The 24,915-nt window shown below is 54.7% G+C and carries 13 protein-coding genes; 7 read left to right on the top strand and 6 right to left on the bottom strand.

Annotated features, from left to right (window positions below; all coding sequences use genetic code 11):
• Positions 1–12: 12 nt before the first annotated feature.
• From LOC67_RS13165 to LOC67_RS13140, 6 genes are read left to right on the top strand one after another with little or no spacing between them, the layout of a single operon-like run.
• The gene (locus tag LOC67_RS13165; RefSeq protein WP_230263071.1) at positions 13–1,863 is read left to right on the top strand and encodes a GspE/PulE family protein; all 1,851 of its coding nucleotides are present in this window, start codon (positions 13–15) and stop codon (positions 1,861–1,863) included.
• Between the two features lie 45 nt (positions 1,864–1,908).
• Complete coding sequence (locus tag LOC67_RS13160; RefSeq protein ID WP_230263070.1) at positions 1,909–3,237, top strand: type II secretion system F family protein; 1,329 nt, start codon at positions 1,909–1,911, stop codon at positions 3,235–3,237.
• A gap of 9 nt (positions 3,238–3,246) precedes the next feature.
• Positions 3,247–4,401 carry a hypothetical protein gene (locus tag LOC67_RS13155; RefSeq protein WP_230263069.1) on the top strand — a complete coding sequence of 385 codons (1,155 nt, stop codon included), beginning with the start codon at positions 3,247–3,249 and terminating at the stop codon, positions 4,399–4,401.
• Complete coding sequence (locus tag LOC67_RS13150; RefSeq protein ID WP_230263068.1) at positions 4,398–5,123, top strand: hypothetical protein; 726 nt, start codon at positions 4,398–4,400, stop codon at positions 5,121–5,123. Before LOC67_RS13155 ends, LOC67_RS13150 begins: the two co-directional genes overlap by 4 nt.
• An 8-nt stretch (positions 5,124–5,131) precedes the next feature.
• Complete coding sequence (locus tag LOC67_RS13145; RefSeq protein ID WP_230263067.1) at positions 5,132–5,815, top strand: hypothetical protein; 684 nt, start codon at positions 5,132–5,134, stop codon at positions 5,813–5,815.
• Positions 5,805–6,302: a hypothetical protein gene (locus LOC67_RS13140; protein ID WP_230263066.1), complete on the top strand. Its 498-nt coding sequence runs from the start codon at positions 5,805–5,807 to the stop codon at positions 6,300–6,302. The genes LOC67_RS13145 and LOC67_RS13140 overlap by 11 nt, the downstream gene beginning before the upstream one ends.
• A 404-nt stretch (positions 6,303–6,706) precedes the next feature.
• Here LOC67_RS13140 and LOC67_RS13135 read toward each other — a convergent pair whose 3' ends face one another.
• From LOC67_RS13135 to LOC67_RS13125, 3 genes are all read right to left on the bottom strand, one after another.
• Positions 6,707–8,602, bottom strand: coding sequence for a type II secretion system protein GspD (locus LOC67_RS13135; protein ID WP_230263065.1), 1,896 nt, complete (start codon positions 8,600–8,602; stop codon positions 6,707–6,709).
• Positions 8,603–9,289: 687 nt separating this feature from the next.
• Entirely contained in the window at positions 9,290–10,912 is a 1,623-nt protein-coding gene (locus LOC67_RS13130; RefSeq protein WP_230263064.1) for a DUF1559 domain-containing protein, read from the bottom strand.
• A 149-nt stretch (positions 10,913–11,061) separates the two neighbouring features.
• The gene (locus tag LOC67_RS13125) at positions 11,062–11,688 is read right to left on the bottom strand and encodes a hypothetical protein (protein WP_230263063.1); all 627 of its coding nucleotides are present in this window, start codon (positions 11,686–11,688) and stop codon (positions 11,062–11,064) included.
• A gap of 147 nt (positions 11,689–11,835) precedes the next feature.
• On the opposite strand from LOC67_RS13125, the gene LOC67_RS13120 reads away from it, so the two are divergent.
• Entirely contained in the window at positions 11,836–13,695 is a 1,860-nt protein-coding gene (locus LOC67_RS13120) for a rhamnogalacturonan lyase (RefSeq protein ID WP_230263062.1), read from the top strand.
• A gap of 294 nt (positions 13,696–13,989) precedes the next feature.
• Here the strand turns inward: LOC67_RS13120 and LOC67_RS13115 are convergent, their stop codons facing one another.
• From LOC67_RS13115 to LOC67_RS13105, 3 genes are read right to left on the bottom strand one after another with little or no spacing between them, the layout of a single operon-like run.
• Entirely contained in the window at positions 13,990–14,454 is a 465-nt protein-coding gene (locus tag LOC67_RS13115) for a hypothetical protein (RefSeq protein WP_230263061.1), read from the bottom strand.
• Positions 14,455–14,482: 28 nt separating this feature from the next.
• Positions 14,483–17,020 carry a type II secretion system protein J gene (locus LOC67_RS13110; protein ID WP_230263060.1) on the bottom strand — a complete coding sequence of 846 codons (2,538 nt, stop codon included), beginning with the start codon at positions 17,018–17,020 and terminating at the stop codon, positions 14,483–14,485.
• A gap of 8 nt (positions 17,021–17,028) precedes the next feature.
• On the bottom strand, positions 17,029–24,873 hold the full coding sequence (locus tag LOC67_RS13105; RefSeq protein WP_230263059.1) for a hypothetical protein: 7,845 nt from the start codon (positions 24,871–24,873) through the stop codon (positions 17,029–17,031).
• Positions 24,874–24,915 lie beyond the last annotated feature (42 nt).

Here is a 24,915-nt window from a genome sequence, read left to right as displayed (position 1 = left end):
GACGATGTCACGATGATCAGTTCACAACAATACGATCCCGTCGCTGAACCTCTGAAATCAACAGATCCCGTCGGCGTGCGCATCGCCCAGCCGCGACAAGGTTGGACGAGCATCAAAGACAATAAGCCACTTGGGCAACGCCTGATCGAAGCCGGCTTGCTGCGCGAAGATCAACTTGAAACCGCACTTGCGCACCAAGCGAGTGAAGAAGAACGCCTCAAAGCGATCGCGGCACAGGATCATTCTGCCTCACCTGGCCGAGTCAAACGCACTCGGTTTAAACGACTTGGTGAAGTCGTCGCCGAACTTGGCTTGGTCGACGAAGCCGACTTGATCCCGGTGATGGGAAATCAGCTTGGTGTCGAAGGCGTCAAGCTACGAGAAGGCCTGATCGATCCCGCTGCAATTCAGCTGATCCCGCGTGACTATGCCGATCGATTTCATGTCCTGCCACTGATGCGGGTCCATGACGAATTGACTGTCGCGATGGCGGATCCACAAGACCTATCCGCGATCGATGCGTTGACCGACGTTAGCGGATGTCGCATCCGCCCAGTGCTGACGCTTGCAAGCGGTATCGAACGTCTGCTTCCGCGATGCTACGAAGAAGACTTCGCGGTCGATTCGGTAACGGCCGACTTGGATGTCGAGCAGTTGGAGCTGGAATCCGAAGCGATCGACTTGGATTTGCTCGGCACGCAGCAGCTCGCCGAAGGAAGTCCGGTGATCAATCTGGTCAACTACGCGATCATCCAAGCGGTTCGCCAAGGTGCGAGCGACATCCACGTCGAAGCCGGTCAAAAGTTCACCAGCATTCGCTTCCGAATTGATGGTGCATTGCGTGAGGTCATGAAGCCTCGCAAAGAGATGCACGCGGCAATCGTTTCGCGCATCAAAGTCATGGCGCGGTTGGATATCGCGGAACACCGTCAGCCCCAAGACGGTCGGTTGCATGTCCGCATCAGTCGCCGCGATGTCGACCTTCGCGTCAGTACGCTACCCACAGTTCTTGGCGAAAAAGTCGTCATGCGGGTGCTCGATCGAGGGCGTGTTACGTTTGATCTGAACCGATTGGGAATCCCACACGATTCACTCGTCTGCCTTCGCCGTATGCTTGCCCGTCCACACGGGCTGGTGCTCGTCACCGGTCCCACCGGCAGCGGCAAAACCACCACGTTGTACTCGGCAATTGAGCTAATCAAAGGGATCGAACGCAACGTCGTTACAGTCGAGGACCCTGTCGAATACCAACTTGAATTGATCAACCAGGTTCAGGTCGCCAAAGATTCCGGAATGACCTTTGCCAAGGCATTGCGAAGCATCCTGCGACAAGACCCCGACATCATCATGGTCGGGGAAATCCGGGATAGGGAAACTGCCGAAACCGCGATCCAAGCGGCCCTGACCGGGCACCTTGTGCTGAGCACTTTGCATACCAACGATAGCGCCAGCGCGATCACTCGGCTTATCGATATGGGCGTTGAGGAATTCAAGATCGCGGCCAGCTTGGTTGGTGTTGTCGCGCAGCGATTGATGCGAAACCTCTGCCCCAACTGCCGCGAGAACTATTACCCATCAAGCGCGCTACTGAACCAATTGCATTACGAAGGCGACACGCGTCATGGATTCGCCCGCAGCCGCGGCTGTGCAGAATGTTTTGAATCCGGTTACCGAGGCCGAACCGGTGTCTACGAAATGTTTGAGATCACTCCCACTATCCGATCGATCATCAACAACGGTGCCGACTTGGAATCGTTGCGAAGTACACGGACCGGTTCAAGTCTGCTATCGGAAGGATTGAGACTGGCAGAACAGCATACCACTAGCCTGGAAGAGGTCGGACGAGTCGCCCTTGTGGACTAGTCACGTTTTGGTGACATCCCTGCCAACTATCACGACATCAAGACCATGAAAGTTTTTGCCCATCCTAGCGACCACTCGCCTGCGGACGGTTCGAACCTTGTTCGGACCGGCGATGTGGAGCCATACGATGACAAGTCAGCTTTCGGTCAAACCTCGCGGCGACTACCGACACCAATCGAAAAATCGAATGCGGCCCCATTTGGTCACCGTTCCGGCGTTCACTCGCGCGGTACTACTCGTGCGGGCCTCAACCGTGCAGGGCACAATCGTGCTGGGGCTCATGTCGCTGCGGCATTACAACAAGGCGAACGTGGTCATGCACAAATCCACCTGACCAAAGTTTCCTCATCCAGCGTCTTGATGTCACTGAACCAACTCGCTGTGATGACGCAAAACGGTATCGAAATCGCCGAAGCGGTGCAGCACGTTTCGCGAAACTGCAAAGATGATCGGCTGGGTACATCGCTGAACGCGATTTATGAGTCGGTCCATAGCGGCAGTACCTTTTCAGCCGCAGTGGCGACCCACGGAATATATTTTCCCAAAGCACTTCCAGCGGTCTTGGCAGCTGCCGAATCGACCGGCGAAGTACCGCAGGCACTTTCGGGCATTTGTGAACGGATGCGTGGCGAACTTGAAATTCGAGCCAGCATCCTAGGCGCATTGATTTATCCGCTGATCCTCATCGCCGCCGCCATGGTCGTGATGGCGGCGCTAGTTTTAGGTGTCTTACCGCAATTCGGTAAAGTCTTCGACTCGCTTGGCAAACCGGTCCCTCCGTCAACTCAAGTTTTGTTGGATCTCGGCAAGCTGGGACGCCAACACTGGATGCTCGGCTTTGGAGGCTTTGCCGGTGCGACTGTTGCGATTACCGCTATGCGCCGTCATCTGCTCGTTCGCAAAGCTTTCGGATATCTGTTGCTCTACGCCCCATTTATTCGCGACGCCTATCGGCCACTGTCGGCCGGTCGCGTCTTTCGAACGATCGCGGCGATGGTCGGCGGTGGCGTGCCTCTTTTGCAAGCGGTTCGTCTGACACGAAACACGGTCGTACTTCCGGCCTGGAAAGATCTGCTTTCTCAGATGGAGTCTAACCTTATCGATGGACTCAGCGCAAGCGAAGCTCTCTTCCGTGCTGACTTCTTGCCTCCAGAAGCCGCACAGATGATGGCCACTGGTGAACGCACCGGTCGTGTTGCCGAGGTACTCGAAGACATTGGCCAGTTTTACGAAACCGAAGGCGGCCGAAAAACGAAACGTTTGGTAATCGCCCTAGAGCCGACCATTATTTTGGCCATGGGGATTGTTGTTGCGGGTGTCGTGATGAGCGTCATGCTTCCGCTGTTGGAAGTTTCGACGGTACAAAGCTATTAGGGCCAACAGATGACGACCACAGCAACCATTGACTCCTTCGCCGTCGACCCAACAAGCAATGCTCCAGGCAAACAGCGCTGGTTTCGATCTTCGAAACAACGCACAACCTCGTTTGTCGGTATCGAAATCTCGGAGTCCGAAGTCCGCGTGGCCTGTTTGAAGCGCAACCGCGAACAAAGCTTCGATTGGTCACACCTATATCGTTTCGAATTGCCCGTGATGCCCGGCGGTGAACCGACGCTGCAATGGCTTCACGAAGTGATGCACACCATCCATCTTCGCCTGCCACGTCCGATCGAAGGTGACCGATGCGAATGCGCCATCGCATTGCCGCTTTCCTGGACGCAGTATCAAACGGTGCTGGGCCATGAATTGGAAAACGTCCGCAGGCGAAGCACTCAACTGTTCAGCGAATCGGTATTCGAAAGCCAAGCACACATTTGCCATTGGCCCATCGCCGGTATCCATTGCGGCCATCCAGGTGCAGACGATCAATACGTCATCGCAGCGACGGCTCGTCGAGCGACTTGCCACCTTGTCGACATCGCCAGTTCACTCGGCTACCAAGTTCACTCGGTATTGCCACATGCGGTGGCATTGACGCACGCGTCGCTTCGCTTGACCAGCGTCGATGCCCAGTGTGTGTTGTGGCTCGATCACCAAGCCTCCTTGATTTCCGTCCGTCATTCGACCGGCGTCGGACTTTCCAGATCACTTTCCACGCTCCCAGCACGTCTCGCAGACCTAGCCGTCAGCAAAGGCCGCCAAGGACAACGTCCACTGGATGCCTACACACTGCGTCCGTATCTATCAGATATTGCTGCCGAGTTCGAACGGACAGCGAAATACGCCGCGCGGGCCGAAAATGTCGGTTCACACAATGCGGCATCGCGTCACAAAGATTCCGCTGACAAACCGATCCTATTAGCCGGTCCCCTAGCGGCGATCGAAGGAGTCGACGAGATCCTAGCCACAATCTGCAATGTGCCAGTGGCGACATGGACATTCGCGGGACGGCGTCGCCCCGTTCCAACCACTCGAGCGACTGGGCCAACCAATAAAGTGTCTTCCAATGACAGCCGATGCGATGACGTCAGATTTGCCACCGCGCTGTCGCTAGCCTGTTTAGCAAGCGATGCCACGAAACAGGGGTACGGAAAATGAAACGCAGCCGATCGCAAAATGTCGTCTCAGATCATTCGCTTGACCACAGCACCGTCGCTCCGGTCGAGATCGAATCGATCTGTGTTGATTCGCTCGATGGCTGGCAAGATTTCGAACTGTTGCCGAGCGAATACCGCTTGATGCGAGATGCAAAGGTGCTTCGATTGAAATGGAGCATCGCGCTCGTTGTCGCGGCACTACTGACGACCGGATCGTTACTGTCGATGTGGGTCCGGCGTCAACGCACCACACTCCGAAATGAAAGGATCCTTGCTGTCGCCAAGCCAATCGGTTTGATGAAACAAGATACCGAGTTGCTTGTCGAAAAAAACAAGCGATTGAAAGAGCAAATCAATCTGGTCAATTCGGCAAAGCCTGACGACAGCCTTTCGCAGGTGATCGCCTCGATCGCATTGGCCACCGACAACTCCATACCGCAAAACTCGCCACATTCAATCGAAGCACTTTCATTGGCGATCAAGCTGCCTCTGGAAAAGCAACTTCGCGCGAGCGGCGGAGCCAAGCGTCTTGACCAGGCGGAGAAATCGGAGCTCACATTTGTTGCCAACATTCACTCCAGGGACAAACTTTCGAACTGGAAAGAAGAGTTGCTTCAGAGCCCTCGGATTTCAAATGTCCGAATGACCACACCGTCAATCGGACTTTCAAAGTCGGTCATTCAGATCGATGCGTCTCCCCTAGCCGCAAGGGTGATTCCATGAGCCCATCGATGAAACACACCCTGGGTTACGGCGAAGAAACACTTGACGCCTCGTTACTACAACGAACCCTGAGAACCCCGACGCGATGTCATTTGGCTGGCTCGCTTGCCATGTTTTCGATGTTCACGGTTTGTGTTTTATGCTGGGCGAAACCTGATTGGGTCCTGCGCCCCTTGGAACACAACGAGACAGAAATTGATCAAGCCATCCAGTTGATCTCCAGCGGAACGCTTATTCGAACGCAATATGAACAATCCAAGGCAGATCATCAGGAGACGGTAAAGCAAATCAAAGAAATCGATCGCTGGCTTCCTAGACGCATCGATTGGCAAGAAGTTGAAAGCCAAATCCGACGGGTCGCACGAGAACACGACGTCGAACTGTTCCGTTTTGAACGGGGGCGTTTGGAACAAACCAGTCGTGTCGGTGTTTGGAATGCCAAACTCGAATTGCATGGCAGCTTCCCCGACCTGACAAAATTCATCCGAAGCACGCTCAACTTCGAACGACCATTCTGGTGCTGCGAAGTCAGTTTTGTCCGCTCTGGCAAATCGAATCGATTGCCCAATGCGATCGATTCCGACTGTGTTGCCACGCTGTCCATTCGGTTGCCGATGGCTTCATCCGAAACTGCCGCACAGCAACTTTTTGTAGAGTTGGAGCAATTGACGGAGCTAGACCATGAGCAATAACAGGCCCCGAACCATCAAGAATCAAGTTATCGCGATCGCGATCCTCAGTTGCATTCTGGTTGCAGTCTTGGCGACATCATCGACACCAACGCCTGAATCTGAGACGCCGACATTGAAGTTGGTCTCGTACCAATCAACTGCACAGCGTGCAGGAGGCTCCGCAGATACAGACGCATCCAATGAAGAGTTCGACTATCAATTGCCACCGCTGAGCGGCATCGATCTCGACGTTCTGGATAAGACAGATCTGTTCGCATTCGCTCCACCGAAGCCTCAGGCTGCAGAAGCCTCCCCAGTCGAACCGAAATCAGAAGCGCTTCAAGATCCATCACCGAAGATTAAGATTCACGCGGTGTATGGGTCATTTGGTGGAGTCAAACAGAGTGCCTTGATCGGTGATCGCATTGTGGCTTCGGGTGACGAAATCGTTCCAGGAATCAAAGTCAAACAGGTAACAGCCGAGAAGGTCCATTTGGACCATCAGTAGTCCACAAACCTGGACACCCGCCTGCCCCCATCAGCCGCTGGGCGTCAGCCCGCGGTTTCCAGTTTGGGGTCCTGCACACTTAACCGCACGCTGGCGCGTAGCGGCTGATTATAGCGTGATGATCCCCCCTGCCCCCATGAGCCGCATCGCGCTAGCGACGGTTAACAGTTCAGGACTCAAACACATAACCGCACTCTGGTGCCAACCCGCGGTTTCCGGTGGGAACCGATCGTGCACACAGAACCGCACGCTCGCGCGTAGCGGCTGATTATAGCGAGATTATCCCCCCTGCCCCCATCAGCCGCATCGCGTTAGCGACGGTTAACAACACCCAACCGCGGCTAGCGCCATCGCGGCTCAGGAAACCGACACCATATCAACTCGCTTTAAACGTCCGTCGGCTATTACCTGACGGTCAACTCTTTCGCCGCGTATGGTGGCAACGCCTGTTGCAAATCTAAACACTCGCGTTCACGAATCGGCCGTGGTCCGTCCATGATGTGCGTCACCAACGCCACGACCAGCTCATTGCGACGCGATTGACTGGTGCTGCGATTGAACAACCGCTTGATCACCGGCAGTTTCCCGAGTCCAGGCACGACCGCTTCGTTGCTCTGATCAACTTCACGAATCAGTCCGCCGATCACCAAACCACTTCCGTCGGGCATCAACACCGTCGTCGAAACCTGCGTCGTGTCTTCTTCAGGAAACCCGGATTCCGTAATTCGTCCGCCAGAGATCTTTGGCAAGACCGTCATCAGGATATAGCGATCTTCGGTGATCACCGGCGTCACTTCCAACACGATCCCGACGTCCAAAAACTGCACATTTTGAATCGTTGCGGTTTGTGTCGTTGTTGCAACCGCATAGGGTAGACGCTGCCCAATCTGGACTTTCGCCATTTGGCGATTCACAACGCTGACCTTGGGCGATGCCAACGTCCGAGATGAAGTGTTCGAATGGATGGCCTCAATCAAACCGTCAACGTCGTTACCATCAATTCGGAATGCCAGTGACGGCCCATCGGGTTCGCTATCGGCAAACCCGTTGCCTTCGAGAGTCAGTCGTGCTCCGGCGACTCGAGCCAGCCCTGTCAGGTCGACTCCTTGACGCTGCTCATCATCCAGATCGATCTGCAAAACATGCGCTTCGACCAATACTTGTGCCGGTGGGACATCGACTTGAGCAATGTATTGTGAAATGCGTGAATGCCCGGTCTCGCCGTCTTCGACGATCAGCAACTCTTGCGTTTGCAACTTTTCGGTATCACTCGACTGAGTCACAAACGACTTTCCGATCGGCGAAAGCAGCCCCGCAACGATCGGTTCGACATCCTTTGCGGCGACGTAGTTCAGCGGGTACACCTGCAATCGGCGTCCTTGAATCATCGGGTCCATGACATCGACTTGTGGCGCGGTAACGTACAGCAAATGGTCTTTCATATGCCAATGAAATCCCGCGACGCCAACAATGGCGTTTAGCACTTCATCAAGTCGAGCTCCACGAATATTCACCGTGACCGCGCCGATGACTTCCGGCCCAACGACGAGGTTCAGTTCGTGATGTTCGGCAATCATCTGCAGCACTGATAGCAAGTCCGCATCGGTCGCTACCAGCGTCACCAAATCGTCAACCTTGTTCAAGCTCGCGCGAGGAGCGTTGGTCGGCTCTCGTACCGGGATCGTCAACGGCTGCAGTTCAGTCACCACGCCAGAGGCTTTCCCGGAAAGCTCTTCCCCAGCAGTTTGAATCACCGAACGGGCGGGACGAGTGATGCGTCTGGACGACGGTTTCCGATGCAAAAGCGGAGCCGGAAGTTCGGCCACGACAACGTTGGTAGCCGCTTGAGAACTGGTTTCCGTTGCTGGCTTCATTTGATCGGAAACGGTATTGAATCCAACTTGGCGAACGACACTTTGAATGTTCGAGCCTATGCCAGATTGTGTCGTGGTCTTTGGTGAGAGCCACACCGCCGTTGGAATGGCTGACCGTTCAATTGCGATGTCGTTTGCCAACGCTTGGCGAACCAACGTGTCGTCGACCACGAATGGCGAAAGGTCCTGCGGAATCGTCGGGTCGGTTGATGACGTGGCGATCGGATCCACCGAGTGAATGTGGTGCGAGGGCTTCACCAAAAGAATCTGTTCAACCGAATCGGCATGCCGGACCTCGGTTTCCTTTGCGTCTGCGCCCGGCAAAACCAGACGTTCTTCGGCGACCGCATGAGGCTCCGTGATTGGCGTTGCCGGTAGCATTGCCAGAAACGAACTCGCGGTCGTGATAAGCCAAAACGTTCGCATTCGCCTTGAGGGATTGATCCGCGGGAGCGATTTCGATTGCTAGAACATCAACCGCGGTTTTGCAGGTACAGCCCGCATAACCGTTAAAAGCTGACATCCTTTTCCGATATCGGCGAATGTTTCCCCTCAACGAAGCAAAAACAGTCAACTGGCGAACTTTTCCTCGATTTCGAGGGTGGTTTTGATCTGAAGCGTGCGGCTTCAACGGTTCACCGCACCTCGGTCAGGGGGATTCGACCAAGAGGTATCAGCCGCCGGGCATGAGCCCGCGGTTTATACCCCAGACCGATCCCGAACACATAACCGCACGCTGGCGCGTAGCGGCTGATTGTGCCTCCACAATCTGGTCTGCTCGCTCATCAGCCGCAGGGCGCCAGCCCGCGGTTCCTGCCGGTTTGGGATCCCGACCGGGTAACCGCACGCTGGCACGTAGCGGCTGATAAAAATCCCCCCATGAGCCGAATCGCGCTAGCGACGGTTAAATACGTTGCTGTGCAATATCAGACGCCGGGCGTTAGCCCGCGGTTACTGCAGCAGTCCATTCCACACCACTCAGCCAATCCCATCGGCCAGAACGCCTGCTGAATGGACTCATCGCTTCGTCCACTACCGCCATGCAAAAAGCCACTCCCGACACGAGAGTGGCTTTCTGATTTCAGCTTGGCTTCAGCAGTCGCGACAGCCGACCTAAAACCCGTTAATCCGTTCGCCACCAGCAAACGTCAACAACGAACGAAACAGATCCAGATCGACATTTCGCACAATTCTATTGACGGCGCCATCGCCCATCAAAACTTGAAAACTACCCGGAGGCGAATCTCCCATCATTGCCAAGGGATCGGCCATGTTGATGACCGGGTCGTTCGGATTGGTCCATTCAATTGCGGACGTCTCAGCCGATTCGTAGGCCATGATCGTATTTGACAAACCGTCGATGACATCTCTAAAACGCCGTGGCTTGTCCTTCTCCATGATTAGACCTTCACCAAAAGGAACTTGGTAAATGGTCTCACCAACGGCAAGCGTTAGGTTCGGATGCTCATACACCTTCGGCATCTCATAAATCAGTTGCTTGTTGTGATCACTGTCCCACGGTTCATCCAAGTGAAACCTTGAATACAACTCTTGTTCTTCGATAAACGGAAGAATCGCAACACGCCAGCTAAGTAGCGGCTTTCCTGCGTCATCCGTGATCGCGTTGATCGGAAGCGTGTTGTATGCGGAATGATAGTTGTGCATGGCCAAACCGATATGCTTCAAGTTATTCGATGACGACATGGTCCGCGCCGCGGTGCGTGCAGCTTGGACTGCGGGCAATAGAAGACCAATCGCAACGCCAACCGAAAAGAAACCGCCGTCATCTGAAATCTGAACCAACTTGCCGTTTACAACAGGCCGGAATCGATTGCCTAGCAATTCGGAAATACGAATGAAGTACTTCACAGTCGCTTGTTCGACCGGATCATTCCCTTGCATACTGGACGCCATCTGAGCGACAATCATTTGCCGTGCGAAATCGATGCTGTCATTGAGCGTCTTGCCGACCGTTTGAGCCGACGACTCGTCCTTCCCGATCAAGGTGATTTGCATCTTGGTCTGCATGACGTTCGGATTGACGTTCACCAACAAAGCGTCGCATTGCTCGAACAAGTCTGTCAGACCATGCAGCTGAGGCGGCAAGTTTCCCTGCTGCTGCTTCAGCATCGGTGTGACCATATTTCGGATTTGGCCAAAGACGGTAGCGATTAAGACTCCGGGACGTTTAGACATTCGTCCGGTCAACGCAGCCAATTGCCCTGACGAACCCGACGCCGATGCATTGAGCATGTTCGATAGGTAGCCGCCGACACCCACCAACACGGTTGTCGAATCCGGCTGGAAAATCTGAATGGTTGGCCCTCGTCCCATCGACTCTAGAATCTGCTTGCCATCTAACGTCGACTCTTCAAAACGCTCGCGGATCTTGGGAACCAATTGATCCAGACTGAACGATTCGGTGAACTCGATCACCGCGCCAGCAACAGGCCCTGCGGGTGATGGCATGCCGGAAACAATCTTGACGGACCGGACTTTGAAGGGATCGATTCCGACTTCGGTCAGCAGAAATGCTTGCGCGACTTCTACCGGCATCATTTCCATTGATTTGTCGGTCAACGTTTCGGCGGGAAACGCAAACGCGGCCGCAATCGCATCCTGCGGAATGTAGCTGGGCGAAAGTTTTTCCTGTGCGGCAGCGGGAGACATCCCGACTGACAAGACTGCAAATACCAAACCGAGACATGCCCCGGCGATTTGTCTCTTCAATTTCATGTATAGCTCCACGATGGGGTGACAAGACCTCATCATGGTACACGATTGGTCCGTTTTGCGTGATCAGAGGAACGCTACCATGACGTAAATATCGGATTGGCTCGCACGCCACTTCTTACCCCAACGTGCCCAGCCAAAAGAGGCAGAGCTCATTTCTTAGAAACGTTTTTCTGGAACCACTCCTCCATCGAATCCGCTTTCAAGCCGCTATGAGAGTTGGATGACAAGGCAGACGCAAGACGCTTTTGTGCATTGCGGATCGCACGAGTCACCATGCTGCTCTCGATCTTCTCATCCGGCTGCATGCCCAACATCTCCAACATTCGCGAGAGGTTGTCGCCAGCAAATTGCCGCATCAATGGCTCTTCCAGCGAATGGTGATATGTCACCCTGCAGCGGCAAGGCAACACGGCGGCAAAGTCATTAAGAACTTTACCGTCAACACGAGGCAAGGGATGACGCTCGGCAATGATCAGTTCGATGATATCTGAATGGGTGACATCCAACCCCGATGCGATACTGGCAGAAAGTTGATCTGCAAGCACCGCCATGACCGGTGTTTGACACGAGATCGATTCCGTAACTTCCTGTACCCAGCGCAAGGAGTCTGCAAAATGCGCGATAACCAGAATCGCGACGGCGTCACTTTGGTCAGCCCGTTGGATCTCTTTGCCAATACCTTGCCGCTTCGCTTGGTCGGTTTGCCAAACTGAGTCGATTTCGATGGTCACGTTCTTGGGACCCGAAGAACCAAAGAGCTTTTTTAGAAACTGCATCCCATCGTCCCTGTTTCGTTAATAAATGTCTTAAAGAGAAAGGGTTTGACGGACTTGGCCAAGGCAAAAGACTCCCTTCCACATACAACTATACTGCTTTCCCATCCCTCCTCAATTCGATTCGCGATGCCCACCTCCATGCGACAAATGAACCTTCTTCACTTCACCATTGCGATCGGAAGCGTGGCGCTGTCCTGTATTCAATCACGGGGCCAGCCTCCACACGATCAGCGTCAGAGAGAAAAAATCGATCGTGGGCTGGTCGCCGTCGCCGATGGCGAGCGTGTGTTCTTAAGTTGGCGATTGCTCAGCGATGATCCGCCGAATGTTCAGTTCAATGTGTACGAGACCTCTCCGGAATCCCAGGGCAAACGCCTGAACGATAGCCCTCTTTCCGGAGGGACAAACTTTGTCGCCGATTCGCTTGCAAATAATGATGCCGAATTTTTTATTCGACCAGTGATCGACGGTATCGAAGGCGGCAATTCGAAAACGGTGAAACTGTGGAAGAACGGGTACCACGAAATCCCTATCCAATCGATCGATGGCTACCGTCCTGGCGACACCTCCATCGCAGATCTGGATGGTGACGGCGACTACGAAATCGTGCTCCATCAGATTTCCAAAGCACGTGACAATTCACATTCTGGAATCACCGGTGAACCCATTTTAGATGCCTATGAGTTCGACGGGACGCTGTTGTGGCGAATCAACCTAGGCAAAAACATTCGCGAAGGAGAACACTACACACAGTTCATGGTTTACGACCTCGACGGTGACGGATGCGCCGAAGTCGCTTGCAAAACGGCAGACGGAACCACAGACGGAAAAGGCAATGTGATCGGAGATGCGACAGCCGATTGGCGAGTTCTGGAAGAACGTTCGAAGTCTTTCGGACGAGTCTTATCGGGACCGGAATTCTTCACCGTCTTTTCAGGCACCGACGGTAAAGCCCTCTGCACGGTTGACTACATTCCAGGACGTGACCCCATCAATGGCTGGGGAGGAATCGGCGGCAATGGTGGAAACGATGACTACGGAAATCGCTGTGATCGTTTCCTTGCCTGCATCGCGTACCTTGATGGAAAACGGCCCAGCGTTGTCATGTGCCGTGGCGTGTATGGACGCATCGCAATGGCCGCATGGGACTGGCGCGAGGGGGAACTGACGCAGCGTTGGAGTTTTGATTCCGGTATCGGTCGTCGCCCCTACCGAGACGCCTCCGCGTTTTCCGGCATGGGCGGCCATTCGTTATCCGTTGCCGATGTTGACGAGGATGGGAAAGACGAAATCGTTTATCAAGCCATGGTGGTCGACGATGACGGCACGGGGTTGTACTCATCAGGTTTACGTCACGGAGACGCGATGCACCTAAGTGACCTGGATCCCGAACGTCCGGGCTTAGAGATCTTTTCGGTCCAAGAAAACGAAGAAGCCACGCGTCGATTCGGAACTCCCGGTGCAGCCATGCGTGATGCCCGCACCGGTGAGATTCTCTGGAGTCATAGTCCGGGTGTGGATATCGGCAGCGGACTTGCCGCAGACATCGACCCGCGACATCCGGGCTGCGAGGCTTGGGGAGGTCCCGGCGGATTGCGCACAGCAAAAGGCCAAGTGGTCGGTCGCGCACCACGAACCAGCAGTTGGGCGATTTGGTGGGATGGCGATTTGCTTCGCGAGTTGGTCGGGTACTCACGCGTCCAGAAATGGAACTGGGAAAATGAACGCGAAGAGACGCTGTTCAATACCCAAAGCCGTGGTGCCCCCCGAGGCCCAAACTTAGTCGGAGACATCCTCGGCGACTGGCGTGAAGAGTTGATCATGACATCGCCGGATCGAAAGAGTTTGCGAGTTTTCACAACAACGATTCCAAGTGACCATCGAATCGTCACCCTGATGCAAGATCATCAGTATCGGCTTGCAATCGCATGGCAAAACGTTGTTTACAACAAGCCTCCCCACACAAGTTTCTTTTTGGGTGAAGGAATGCAAGAACACCAACCCTGAGCCGAATCGCGCTAGCGACGGTTGAAAATACCCATGAGCCGAATCGCGCTAGCGACGGTTAGATGAATCACCGAACCGTGCACAGCACACAGAACCGCACGCTCGCGCGTAGCGGCTGATACAAATCGCCCATCAGCCGCAGGGCGCCAGCCCGCGGTTCCTGCCCCAGACCAATCCCGAACACAGAACCGCACGCTCGCGCGTGGCGGCTGATGAAAACGTAAACATCACGCGTTAACCGCATCCCGTTACCAACGGTTTCTCGACGTCACGCACCTATACTGTCGATCACGACTACTGCGACTTACCGCCGACATACCAACCATCGGGCCTTAAAACCCGGTCGGCTTCCCCATCTTGCTCGGCATCACATTCGACATATGCACCTCGTGAAACGACCATGGTTTCGGGGCGCTGCGACGCTTCGGCGTAACCAACATCCGCTGGCGATAAACACCGATCATCACTCGGGACGGCTCCCATCTCCGATCGGTCGTCGATCTCACCGTCCAGGTCATCATCCTCAAACGCGCGTCCGGGAAACCCATCTTCACCTGATGTCAACAACACCGCTGCTTTCGAATCGAAACAATACGGCCTCGCTTGCTTCGACGCGAACACATCTTCGATGGGATCAGGTGCGAATCGTCGCGGAGTAAAAGACGCGACGGAATTTTGAATCTGGCGGGCACGGACGAATGAACCGGCGGCAATCGACACCAGTAACAATCCGACAGCGAGGCTCCATCCCAGTTTCATCGACCTTCAGTCCTACAAAAACCTAACCCTAGAATTCCTGAATCACCGTCTGCTGCCGAATCGTTTCGGCCGACAGATCGTTCAACCGAATCGAAACCTTCAAAGCACGCAGAGGTTGCGGAACCGGTGCAGTGATTCCGATCGGATCCGCCGAACGCTGGTTGATCGTCTGATTCTTTCCGGCGTCTTGCGCGAAGAACTGACCTGGGTTGGCGTAGGCTCCGTCCAACGAAGACCAACGACGCTGGACAACATAGCGAGGTGTAACGTTGTCAGCTGGAGATCCATTGGACGGATTAGCCTGTGTTCTTCTGCGCTCGGTATAAGCGGTTGCGTTGAACCCGCCGACTTCGACGGCATAGTTGAACCCCGTCACGGTTGTTCCAATCGCAACACCTTCTTGATCGAAAGGGTCAGACGCATAGGAGTCCGTCCATGTGTCGTAGACTGGCTGATAAAAGGACGAGACGTGTGTTGTCGCGGCAGCTGTCCGGACGACCATTCGGCCACTGTTTTCCCAAGAAACTGGAAACGTGGATTGTTGTGATCCGAAAGGAGTGGGCGCATCAATCGTGATTCGATCCGCACTGAACCCGCTGAATGGGCTGACAAATTCTTCAACGTGATTCGTTGTAGAAGCCGCAGGTGTTGTCGGCAAAATCACCGGCGAAATATCACTGCCGGTCTGATCAAACTGGAACAACCCACGCATCGGGCCACCAGCGAGACGCATGTAACCCAAATCGACGAAGTCTCCACCGTCGACTCGGCTAAACAACCGGTTGGGCGTCGCGTTCCAGTTCGTCGGAGTTCGGTTTCCGTTACCAACAAAGACTTCATCAATGCGAGGATCGTTAACGGTAACGACCTCGTCATCGCTGCCGGGCCAGCCGAGTTCGTCAGCCTCGTCAGTAACGCTGCCGTCAACGTCATCGTCGACGCCGGCGACACCGGGCTGCCCATCAGGTCCCATCCAAACGAATCGCGGTGCGGAGGGATCATAGATCTGGATGTTAAAGCCTACGACGTCCGTGGCAATGATATCGCTGCCACCTCGACGAACACGAGCCAGCGAGGTTCCACCAGCGCCAACGTCGCTGACTTGATCAGCCAAGTTGAACTCGGGGCGTAGGAATGTTTTTAGTGTGAATCGACCATAGCGATCCAAGTACTTGGCGTTTCCGGGTGCGGTTCCAACCGTGGCATCAGCTTGATGGGGAAACGTCGTTGGTGCACCGTTAACCGTTGTCAAAGGATCGGTCGTATCGAGCAAATCAGCTGGCGAAAATTCCCTGGCAACCAAGTACGGATGCGGAGGACAAAGTGCCAATTGCGGCATCGACGAACCTGGGGAAGCACTGATCACCTGATGAGGAATCCGCACGTGGGCGAAACGGTTTTCCGGACGTGTCAATTCTGCAAGCGAGTTTGCCTTCAGGATTGCGGTAGGCATTCCGTAGGTCGCGTAGGTTCCAGCGGCCGTCGCTGGGGTGCTCCAGTAGTCAGTGACGCGACTGATCGACAAATCCATCACCTGTTGAATGCGTGCCAAGCCAGTCAACCAATGTGGCGAGGCCAACAACTGTGCCGCAGGCGTTCCGGTGTTCTGCCAAAGCCCAGGCGCGTTGATCGACACCGCGTTCGGAAAGATCGCTTGATTGGTCGCACTCACATCGGAAATTGGCAAGACTCGCAACCCGGAAGCGGTTCGAACCAAGAATGGAATTGTCGGTACGCTCCAGGTGGCGGGGATGGTTGCCGGAACACCGGTTCCGTTGACGATACTCATTTCCGCAGGCGTGAAGTTCAGATCGGGCCGCACCAAGAGGACTCGGCGGTGCAGATTCAACCGATCCGGTAGCAGGTCCCCGTTACGGTCTAGGTAAACCGGGTGATAGGTGTAATCACCGTTGGTATCGGCAACTTGGTTTTCGTAATACAGCGATCCGTCTGCGTTACGAACCCATTCGGGAGATACCCAATAGGCGATCTCGGCGACTTCGGAATAAAACGGTGTCAGCTGGGTTCCCGACACGTTGGTATAGGCACTTTGCTCGGCGGCTGTCATCTGACCTTTGATGAACCGAACGGCATCTAACACACCTTGCGGGATGAAGCCCATGAACGGTGCGCCTTCTTTGGCGCGAGAGGTGAACGCCAGGAAATCGTCCATATCGCCGACACGGCTGTCCGGAAAGTACGTCGTATTCGCCGGTGTCGGATGAGGCACACTTCCCAGGATCGTCGTCGAATCGGTAAACGGCCCTTCGTGATAAACCAAGTACCCTTCACCGGCCGAAACCTTGGCCGGAGGAGTCATCTCGCAAGTCGCACGTCGAAGTTCGTCACGCAGTCGGATCGAAACGTCACGCAGCCGAACGCTAAGATCCATTTCGGATTGCCGTTCGGTGATCTTATCACCAAGCAGCTTGTATGCACGCGCCAGTCCCAACATCAGCAATAGTGATGCGGTCAAAGCGATCAAGACTTCCAAGATCGTAAAACCGTCCTTGGCTATCCGACGGTGACTGGGAAACGAATTCATATTTAATCGATTCTGGTTCATGGTCACTCCTACTCTTCGATTTCCGAGTAGAGGATCGTCTTTTCAACGTTCATGTTCTTGCCACGCAAGAAGCCGATCGGAACGGTCCGGTCGATGACGAACGTTGCTTTGGAACGTTTGGGTTCGCCGGTGTCGGTTACATACTCTTGTGTGACCGATCCGGTTTGAGGATCGACGACGAAGTAACCAACAGTCATCCGCACCAGGAAGACGTTACTATGATGCGTCGTCATGCCCGCCATCCGAGCCGCCTGTTGATAGCGGAAGTAAACGTCACGATCTTTTGCACGGCGGTTCATGTGAAGTTCCGCCTGCGGACGCTCGAACAGCCCGGTGTTCACCAATGGCATTCGCAATCGCACCACCGGATCAAGTTCCGGCGGATAGTTGGATACACCCGCCGGTCGAGTTTCAGTTTCGGTCCCATTGGTGATGACCGGCAACAAGCTATTCCCAGCGGAACTGTTTAGCGTATTCACTGTCGAGTCTTGTTCTACCAACAGAGAGAAGCGAGTATCCGTCACGGTCTGCAGATCGGTAAGCTGATCGGCGGTCAGTGTCCGCAAGTCAAAGTCAGGGTGTGGACGCAGCAGTCCCATGTCATGTGTCCGACGTGGGAAGCCAGCGGTGTTGGTCGTATCATGACTCATCTGTCGCATGAAACGTTGAACCGAGGGAGTCACACTTGCTTGGGCAGGTGCAAACAGCCCAGCAAATCGAGTTGGATAGGCATAGTCCAATTCCGGGTTTGGAATCGCCATCGTCGGTCTCGGCACACCCGCTGGGTAAGCTCGCGTGGTGCTATAGCCCCGACGTGATTCGACGAAGCCTTTAAAACCGCGGCCGAATGATGTGTCTGCACCTTCGAAATAACGATTGTTTTGCCCCAATACCGATGGGGACCCGCGAGTACCGTCCAACTCATAAAACGTCGAATGTCCCCACGCCAAGGAACGATAAACCGAACCGTTCCCGTACAGATCGGAACCGACGTACTGCGATGACAGTCCATCACCCCGAACCGCATTGTTGGCAGGGTTCCAGTTCATGTCTTGCTGTTGACTGGCCAATACCTGAGGATTGGTCGGGTCTTCAAGTATTTGCTGTGGATTAGCAGTCATGTCAGCCGGATCATCCACACCATCCAGGAATTGCCCTGACCGCACCGCTGCGGGTGCTGCTGTCGCAAAGTTAGGTCCTTTGCGGACATAGTCTGGCATCGTATTGAGGTTGATCTTGCCTGGCGTGCGATGCAGACCGATGAAGTTGTTCGGCGGTTGCAACGTTTCCACAGTGCGGTTGAACATCCGCTCGAATTGCCCCTGCACCGTCGACGCTGCCGCCATGTTTCGGTCCGCTCGGAACGACACCGAAGCTGGATCCAACCAACGCTGGCTGTCGAACCAAACCGGCCCGACATCGACATAATCAAAGATCTGTTCGAAGCCTGCACGGCCACCGGTCAGATCGCTGAAGTCCGCATCGTCGTCAATGGCTAGACCAACTTCGGGACGGGCTTGTGCCGCACCGAAAGCTGTCGTTTGGCCATCGTCCGTACGAATCGAGGCATTTCCTGTGGCGAAACCCAACAGGTGCGAAGTACGAATTGTTGGCGATCCGCTGATCGCTTCGATCGCTTCAACCGAATCAATGGTCAATTCTCGTTTAGCACTGTCTTGCAGCACCGTCATTGGATTGAACGTCGCCATCAGCCGACTGTGTGAAACCGCCGGCACGTTCAACAAGTCCATCGACGAGCGGTACTCGCGATTCATCCAAGGAATGGTGTTGAAGTACACAAAGTCGGCTTCGAAGACACCCGCACGGTTGTAATCCGATTGAACGGGAGATCCGTATTCGCGATTGATAAACCCGAGCGACTGGCTGAACGTCAGCGCGTCGGTGTCAAATGCAAGCGGCGTTGCCGTGCGATCGCGATACCTCGTATCTGGCAGGCCCGCATTCTCGCTGCCAGTCGTCCACATCGAACCCAAGTTAAACGCCATGTAGTCTTCCGCAGTCCCAGCCGGAGGAATGTTCCGGGTCGGAGTGGTCGGACGCAAATCGCTCGTCGTCATCGACAGCTTCGTGCGATGCGCGATGACTTCGCGACTGTTCGTGGTGTTTCCAACGGTGTCAACATTGACGATCTGTGACATGCCGCGATCCATTTCCAAGTTTGGAATCTTGCGGCGTGTATCCAACTGAAGCTCCGGCACAAAACCGTTGCTCTTATTGGGACTTCCGATGTAAGTGGTACGGTCCCAAACCGAGCGATTGTCGATCAACTCAATGCGGGTATCTGGGTTACCCATTCCATCGAGACCAATCTTGCGATCGACATTTTCACGGACATCTTGCTCACCATTGAAGGTGGTCAAATCCATCGGCATGAAGTCGACGGTGATGTACGGGTTGTTGACCGGGTGCCAAGGAGTCGTCGGATCAGCCAAGCGCTGCAAGAAGATCGTTGCCGCTTCTTGGTGAGTTCCGATCGCGTTCCACTGGACGTTGACTTCACCAGTTGGCAAATCCAATGTGTACGAATTGTCTTCCAGAGGACGACCGGTGACGTGGTCAAAGGGAGTGTCGGGGAAGAAGCTCGCTGGCGGAGCCGGTGGAGGATTGTGATAGGCGTCGCTGTAGGAGTCGTATGGATAAACTTCACCGCTGGGTGCCGCGTCGGTACTGACCTGATGCGTCGGTGCACGGTAGAAATTCCCACCCGGCAAGGGAGCACTAATATTGAATCCCATATCGACCCGCAGGTCGGGATCGGTGCTGCGGATGTTCGTTTGGTAGTCAGTCCAGCCGGTACGCACCGGTGTTGTTGCCGCGGTGAAGTAACTGGCTGGAAGCTCGTCGGGATACAACGATTCACAGATGATCGGCAAGACATTGCCAACGTCAAAGGTATTCGACCCGTCGGAGTAGGTCGGCGTTAGCAAAGTCGTGTTATCGGTACTGTTGTAGTATTCGACACCAAAGTTGGCCGAAGCGCCGACCTGTCCCAATTCGATTTTTTGGTACGACGGATCATAAGCAAAGTCTGTCGAAGCAGGCTGCGGGTCGGCGTCGTTGTTCGCAGGCTTCTTCCGTTGGCCAAAGTAAGTTCTGGCACGTGGCGCGACTAAGGCATATTGGCCAGGGGCCAGTAACAAACCTGAATTTTCCGGATCACCGGTCGCACTTCCGACCGGGTTGTGAATCGGTTGGCGACGCTGGAAAAAGACGTTGTTGTGACGCATACCGCTGCGAGCATCATTCAGAAGTCGCAGGTTCGGGTTTGATCCGGGAGATAGCGGAGCAAACCAAACGAATCGTGTCAGCTGCAGTCGCGTCGGATTCGTACCGTCATTTGTCGGATTGAAATCCGTATCGCCGAGCGTCACGTATTCCGTTCGCAACGAGTCCGAGGTGACTCGTCGGCTATTGCGAACGTCGGCTGAATACCAGGTTGGCACGGTCGGAGGAGTCCCCCAGACGGAACCTTGCCATTCATCACGCGCGGCGGTGACATCGGCTCCATTGTTCCAGTCCAGCCCAGTACCCAGGTATGCCGCATTACCTTCACCTGAGGTTTGCAAAGCTTCCAAACGATCGGCATCAAACATCCAACGCGAGCTTTTGAATCGTTCGCCGCCGTGGTTTTCACCAACCGCGATCCGCCAAACGGGACTTTGGTTGACACCGGTTCCGACGACACGACCAAGATCAAGTCGATTGCTGGAATAAAGTTCACCGGGCAAACTGGGCTGAGCTCCGCCGGTTCCTGAGACGGGAGGTGCCAAGGCTTGGATTTCGACAAACGCACTACCTTGAGGCATGCGGAATTGGTCCATGTCCTTGTCGGCTGCGTACTGCGAACTGTCGGTCGATTCATCGTCACTTGGCAATTCGTTGTTCGCCGGATTGCCGTCGCCGTCTTCGCTGGTCGGCGGCGCGGTAGTCGTGTCAAGCAACTCAGGAAGGTTTCGCTTCAGCCGTTTGTCGTGCATCGCGAATGCTTCGGACAAGTGAGCTTCGGGACGCTCGACACCCCAAACTTCGTTGTTCGCGGCGATCGCCAAGTTGAACCCATTTTGATCGAAAGGATTCCAGTCATAGCGAAGGCGGGTGAACTTGGTGTCGATGTCGCGATAGTCAACCGCATTAACCGCCCACTGTGCTAGCTGACGAGCAACATATCGGTTCTTGACGTCGACCGGAGCTCCCGACAATTGCCCTGGGTAGGGATAGTTGGGAACCAATTCACCACTAGCCTGAATGTCGGCGGCCAACAAGGCGTACATCAAACAGTACAAGTGACGGGCAAGTAGCTCGGATCCGTTGGCGATCGCGTCGGCTTCACCGTCACCATTAACATCGGTGCCTTCGGCGGTATTTGGCGAAAGTCCTGGATCGGGCGCAGGGTTGCCGGTCGGAGCCGCCGTCGGATCCCAAGGTGAGTTTCTGGGGTTCCATGGTGTCATGAAACCATCGCCGTTCAAATCGACGCCGTCGAAGTCCGCGATGTTGTCGTAAGTTCGTAGGCCCGTGTTGGTGTAGGGAGCCTGGTTTAAAAGCGGAACGGCGGCGTTCGTGTTGTTCGTAACCGGATTCAGATTCGTTGGGCCGTAGTGAGCCGAAACCGATGCCTGCGTTCCAAGGTTGCCTTGGCTACCAACCGAAATAGTCGATCCAGTTAGGTTCAAGTTGGAGTCGACGCCAAGCTGGGGAAATGCCGCTTCTGGTGCATTGCGGTTGTTGGCCGTCTTGTTTTCCCAGCCACCGGCACCATTCGTTTGCAACTGCGAGGCCGTTTCCGCAGACTCGTCGTACAAGCCCGCGACAACAATATTCGGGACATGGTTCGTTGTGACCGTATCGGTCCGGTTGTTGCCGAGTTGTCGATTCAGATTCAGCTTGCTTCCTTTGCGAAGCTCGACCGCCAACATGCGGTTCAGCAACACAGACTGCACACGATCATCAGGCTCGGTTCCGCCGGTCGCTGTTGAATGTCGCTCGAACCTTTCGGCGATCAAGTGCAACAAGCTAGGCATCCCGGGAACTTCCGGCGAATCGACACTGCGACTTTCGGTCGTCAACAAGCGAGGAAGTGCCTCGTTGCGTTCGGCAGCATCCGACAACAGCTGCGATAGGCGTCCTCCCAAGGGACCGCCTTTCAAAAAGTCCACATACTCTGCCGGCGAGAACGGCACGTCATCACCACGAACCTCGGTCGCACCAAACTCATAGGGATGGTTCGCGACATCAGCGCCGCTATAAGGCCGATTGAATCGGTGCGATCCGTTGGGTTCTTTGTAAACGATCTCGGTTCCCGAAAGGTCAACCGGTCGTCCAGCGACTGCAGTCGCGGCATGATCGTAAAGCCGCGATGGGAAAGGGATCCTCGCAAGCTTGTCCGCTTCCTCAGACGGATAGTACCGATTGCCAGCACCGGGGTACTTCAAGAATCGAGCTTGTTCGGCTCGCGCCGGTTGGGCGGGCGTCGGCGAATAGCGACGATCCGATTCGCTGATGATCGTGTAGGGGTAAATCGATTGTGGGTAACCAGCGGGACTGCCCGATGGCAACGGATACAACACCCCTGGATACGGGTACGACCGTGCGTAGTCGAAAATCGATCCGCCATAACGGGTGTTAAGCAGGTTTCCGTAACGCGTGAATAAAAGGTTGTCCAAGGTCAGCGTCGCTGACGGTCCGCTCGATGGGTAAACAATGTTAGTTGTTTGCGTTGTCGCTAGCGGCCCTAAAAATAACGTGTTCTGTTCGGCATCATTGGCGAATAGGTGGGTAAAGTCGATTTCCGCTGGTCCAACGCCACCACCGTGGCCAAATTCGTCGAGGGCAAGTTTGACGTCGCCATACTCCGTCGCATCGGCGTAGATCCCGTAGGTCGCAGTCGATGGAGTGTAGAAGCGATCTTGGTAAAGTTGGTTGTAACTGCCCGCGTAGTTAACGTTGATCTTTCCGTCGAGGTCTTCCACCAGCATCGCAGTCATAGGTTTCAGAAGTCGACCATCGGGACCTGTGATCGCAGGTAAATTAAAGTCAACCCAAACACTGTCTGGCAAACCGTCACCGTCGTTGTCAATGTCCCACGGGCCGTTGACCAACCATGTAGCCAGCGCTTCGACATCATTGACAACTTGCAACGTGTTCGATGAGACTTGGCTGACATCGATCGTTTGGTTCAAGATCGGAACGGAGCTCGATCCGCTGAATCCTGGAGTACCATCAAATGGCACTCCGTCACCGTTCAAGTCAACGCCTTGGACAGGACCGAGAGAGCTACCCGCGTACTCGTGGGAGAAATTCAACGGGCGAATGGTTGCCCGACGAATCCGGTTGATTAGATAAACCAGACGCACCGCATCCGAAGGCTGCAACGTCCCTGAAATCGCACGGTCTTTGATATCTGCAAACCGTACGTTGACGTAAGCCGCATCCATCGGATCACGCGTGTCGCTTGGCAAGCGAATCGGCGCATTCATCAGATAATTGATGACCGCCGGACGGTGAAACGATGGAATGATATGTTGTCCCAGCTGGCGATTCAGGCGATCACCATCAAGGCTGCTGTAGATATTGTTTCCGGCATTGCGAATCGGGCGTCGGTGATCGCTAGGCTGCCATGCCAAAAACAAGTTCTCCCAGTCAGGTGCGTCCCAGGCCTCGTCCATCTCGGGAGCATTGGTTCCCGCTTGGTATGAAAAACCGGTCAATCGACTGTTGAGCGTGAATTCGATTTCGGCATTCGCATCCAGAGGTGCACCGTTGCGCTGCACACCGGTCACGCCTTCAGGATTCAATCCACGCCCATTGAACACCCCGCCGTTTAAAACGAAGGGATACCCAACATCATCTGAAAATGGATATCCAAGTTCACCGTCGTCATCGACACCGTTGACACCATCATCGTCGACACCGGCAACACCGGGTTCGTCATCATCACCGGGTGAATACAGCAAGGTGTTCGGGCGAGTTGCAGCGACATCATAAAGCCGTTCGGTGACTCCGTAGACATCGACCTCTTCACCACCAAACTCGGCCAGATCGATCACCACGTTTCCGGCGAGCGAAAACTCAGCCGAGTTCGTCACGTTGGCGTAGGAGCTTCCACTATCGTTGGAACCATTTTCACGACCAAACGAACGAATGACGCGGAAGGAGCGATTCTTTAGCGGTCCTTCGTCAAAGGTCAGAACACGCCCGGAAAGCGAATCATCGAGGTGTGGAAATAAGTTTGCGTGTTCTTGGAAAGCTGTTCCCGTCCAGGGTGCTGGCAAATTCGTTGGCGGGGTTGCCCCATCGTAGTGCCAGTAAGCCAAGTTCGTTGGGAACTTGAACAGTGTCGTTTGTGGTTCAGAAGCCGCATCGAGCGGCAACAACAATTGACCGCGAGCAACCTTGTATTGCCCGGCAGCCTCGCGGGGCATCACTTTAGCTCCATAAGGCGCGGGAATACCGCTGCCATTAGCACGACGGTGGGCAACACGCATCAAGCGTCCGTCGCTACCGTAGAAATCTTCCATCAGGCTGGCGCCGAACGCCGCACTCTTGGAATCATTCGTGCCAAGGATTAGCTGATTGACTGCGTTTTCAATCGGCGGGTCGGGCAAAATCTCCGTCAAGCGGCGTTCCTGGCTCGCAGCCGAAGACTCCGCGACTTGACTACTGAAGACCACGAAACTGACCACCAGTACCGTGAACAGCGAAAGCATTCCCAAAACGATCAGCAACACGACACCGCGACAACGTCGGCAAGGTTGCTGATGGCCAACCATCGAGAATCGCGACGCAGTGTTGCGACGGTTCTGACTTGGGGAGTTAGTTGTAAATCTTCGCATGGTAGATGAGTTGGGTAGGCGCGAGACTTAAACAAGAATCAC

It is taken from the genome of Stieleria sp. JC731 (assembly GCF_020966635.1).
Lineage (GTDB): Bacteria > Planctomycetota > Planctomycetia > Pirellulales > Pirellulaceae > Stieleria.
Note: the sequence above shows the minus strand (reverse complement) of the source record. Positions and strands in the feature narration are given on the sequence as shown.

Excerpts from the sequence above, each read along its gene's own strand:
- LOC67_RS13165 (WP_230263071.1), top strand. The coding sequence starts at position 13 with ATGATCAGTTCACAACAATACGATCCCGTCGCTGAACCTCTGAAATCA.
- LOC67_RS13140 (WP_230263066.1), top strand. The coding sequence starts at position 5,805 with ATGAGCAATAACAGGCCCCGAACCATCAAGAATCAAGTTATCGCGATC.
- LOC67_RS13155 (WP_230263069.1), top strand. The coding sequence starts at position 3,247 with ATGACGACCACAGCAACCATTGACTCCTTCGCCGTCGACCCAACAAGC.
- LOC67_RS13135 (WP_230263065.1), bottom strand. The coding sequence starts at position 8,602 with ATGCGAACGTTTTGGCTTATCACGACCGCGAGTTCGTTTCTGGCAATG.
- LOC67_RS13160 (WP_230263070.1), top strand. The coding sequence starts at position 1,909 with ATGAAAGTTTTTGCCCATCCTAGCGACCACTCGCCTGCGGACGGTTCG.
- LOC67_RS13120 (WP_230263062.1), top strand. The coding sequence starts at position 11,836 with ATGAACCTTCTTCACTTCACCATTGCGATCGGAAGCGTGGCGCTGTCC.
- LOC67_RS13130 (WP_230263064.1), bottom strand. The coding sequence starts at position 10,912 with ATGAAATTGAAGAGACAAATCGCCGGGGCATGTCTCGGTTTGGTATTT.
- LOC67_RS13145 (WP_230263067.1), top strand. The coding sequence starts at position 5,132 with ATGAAACACACCCTGGGTTACGGCGAAGAAACACTTGACGCCTCGTTA.
- LOC67_RS13115 (WP_230263061.1), bottom strand. The coding sequence starts at position 14,454 with ATGAAACTGGGATGGAGCCTCGCTGTCGGATTGTTACTGGTGTCGATT.
- LOC67_RS13150 (WP_230263068.1), top strand. The coding sequence starts at position 4,398 with ATGAAACGCAGCCGATCGCAAAATGTCGTCTCAGATCATTCGCTTGAC.
- LOC67_RS13105 (WP_230263059.1), bottom strand. The coding sequence starts at position 24,873 with ATGCGAAGATTTACAACTAACTCCCCAAGTCAGAACCGTCGCAACACT.
- LOC67_RS13125 (WP_230263063.1), bottom strand. The coding sequence starts at position 11,688 with ATGCAGTTTCTAAAAAAGCTCTTTGGTTCTTCGGGTCCCAAGAACGTG.
- LOC67_RS13110 (WP_230263060.1), bottom strand. The coding sequence starts at position 17,020 with ATGAACCAGAATCGATTAAATATGAATTCGTTTCCCAGTCACCGTCGG.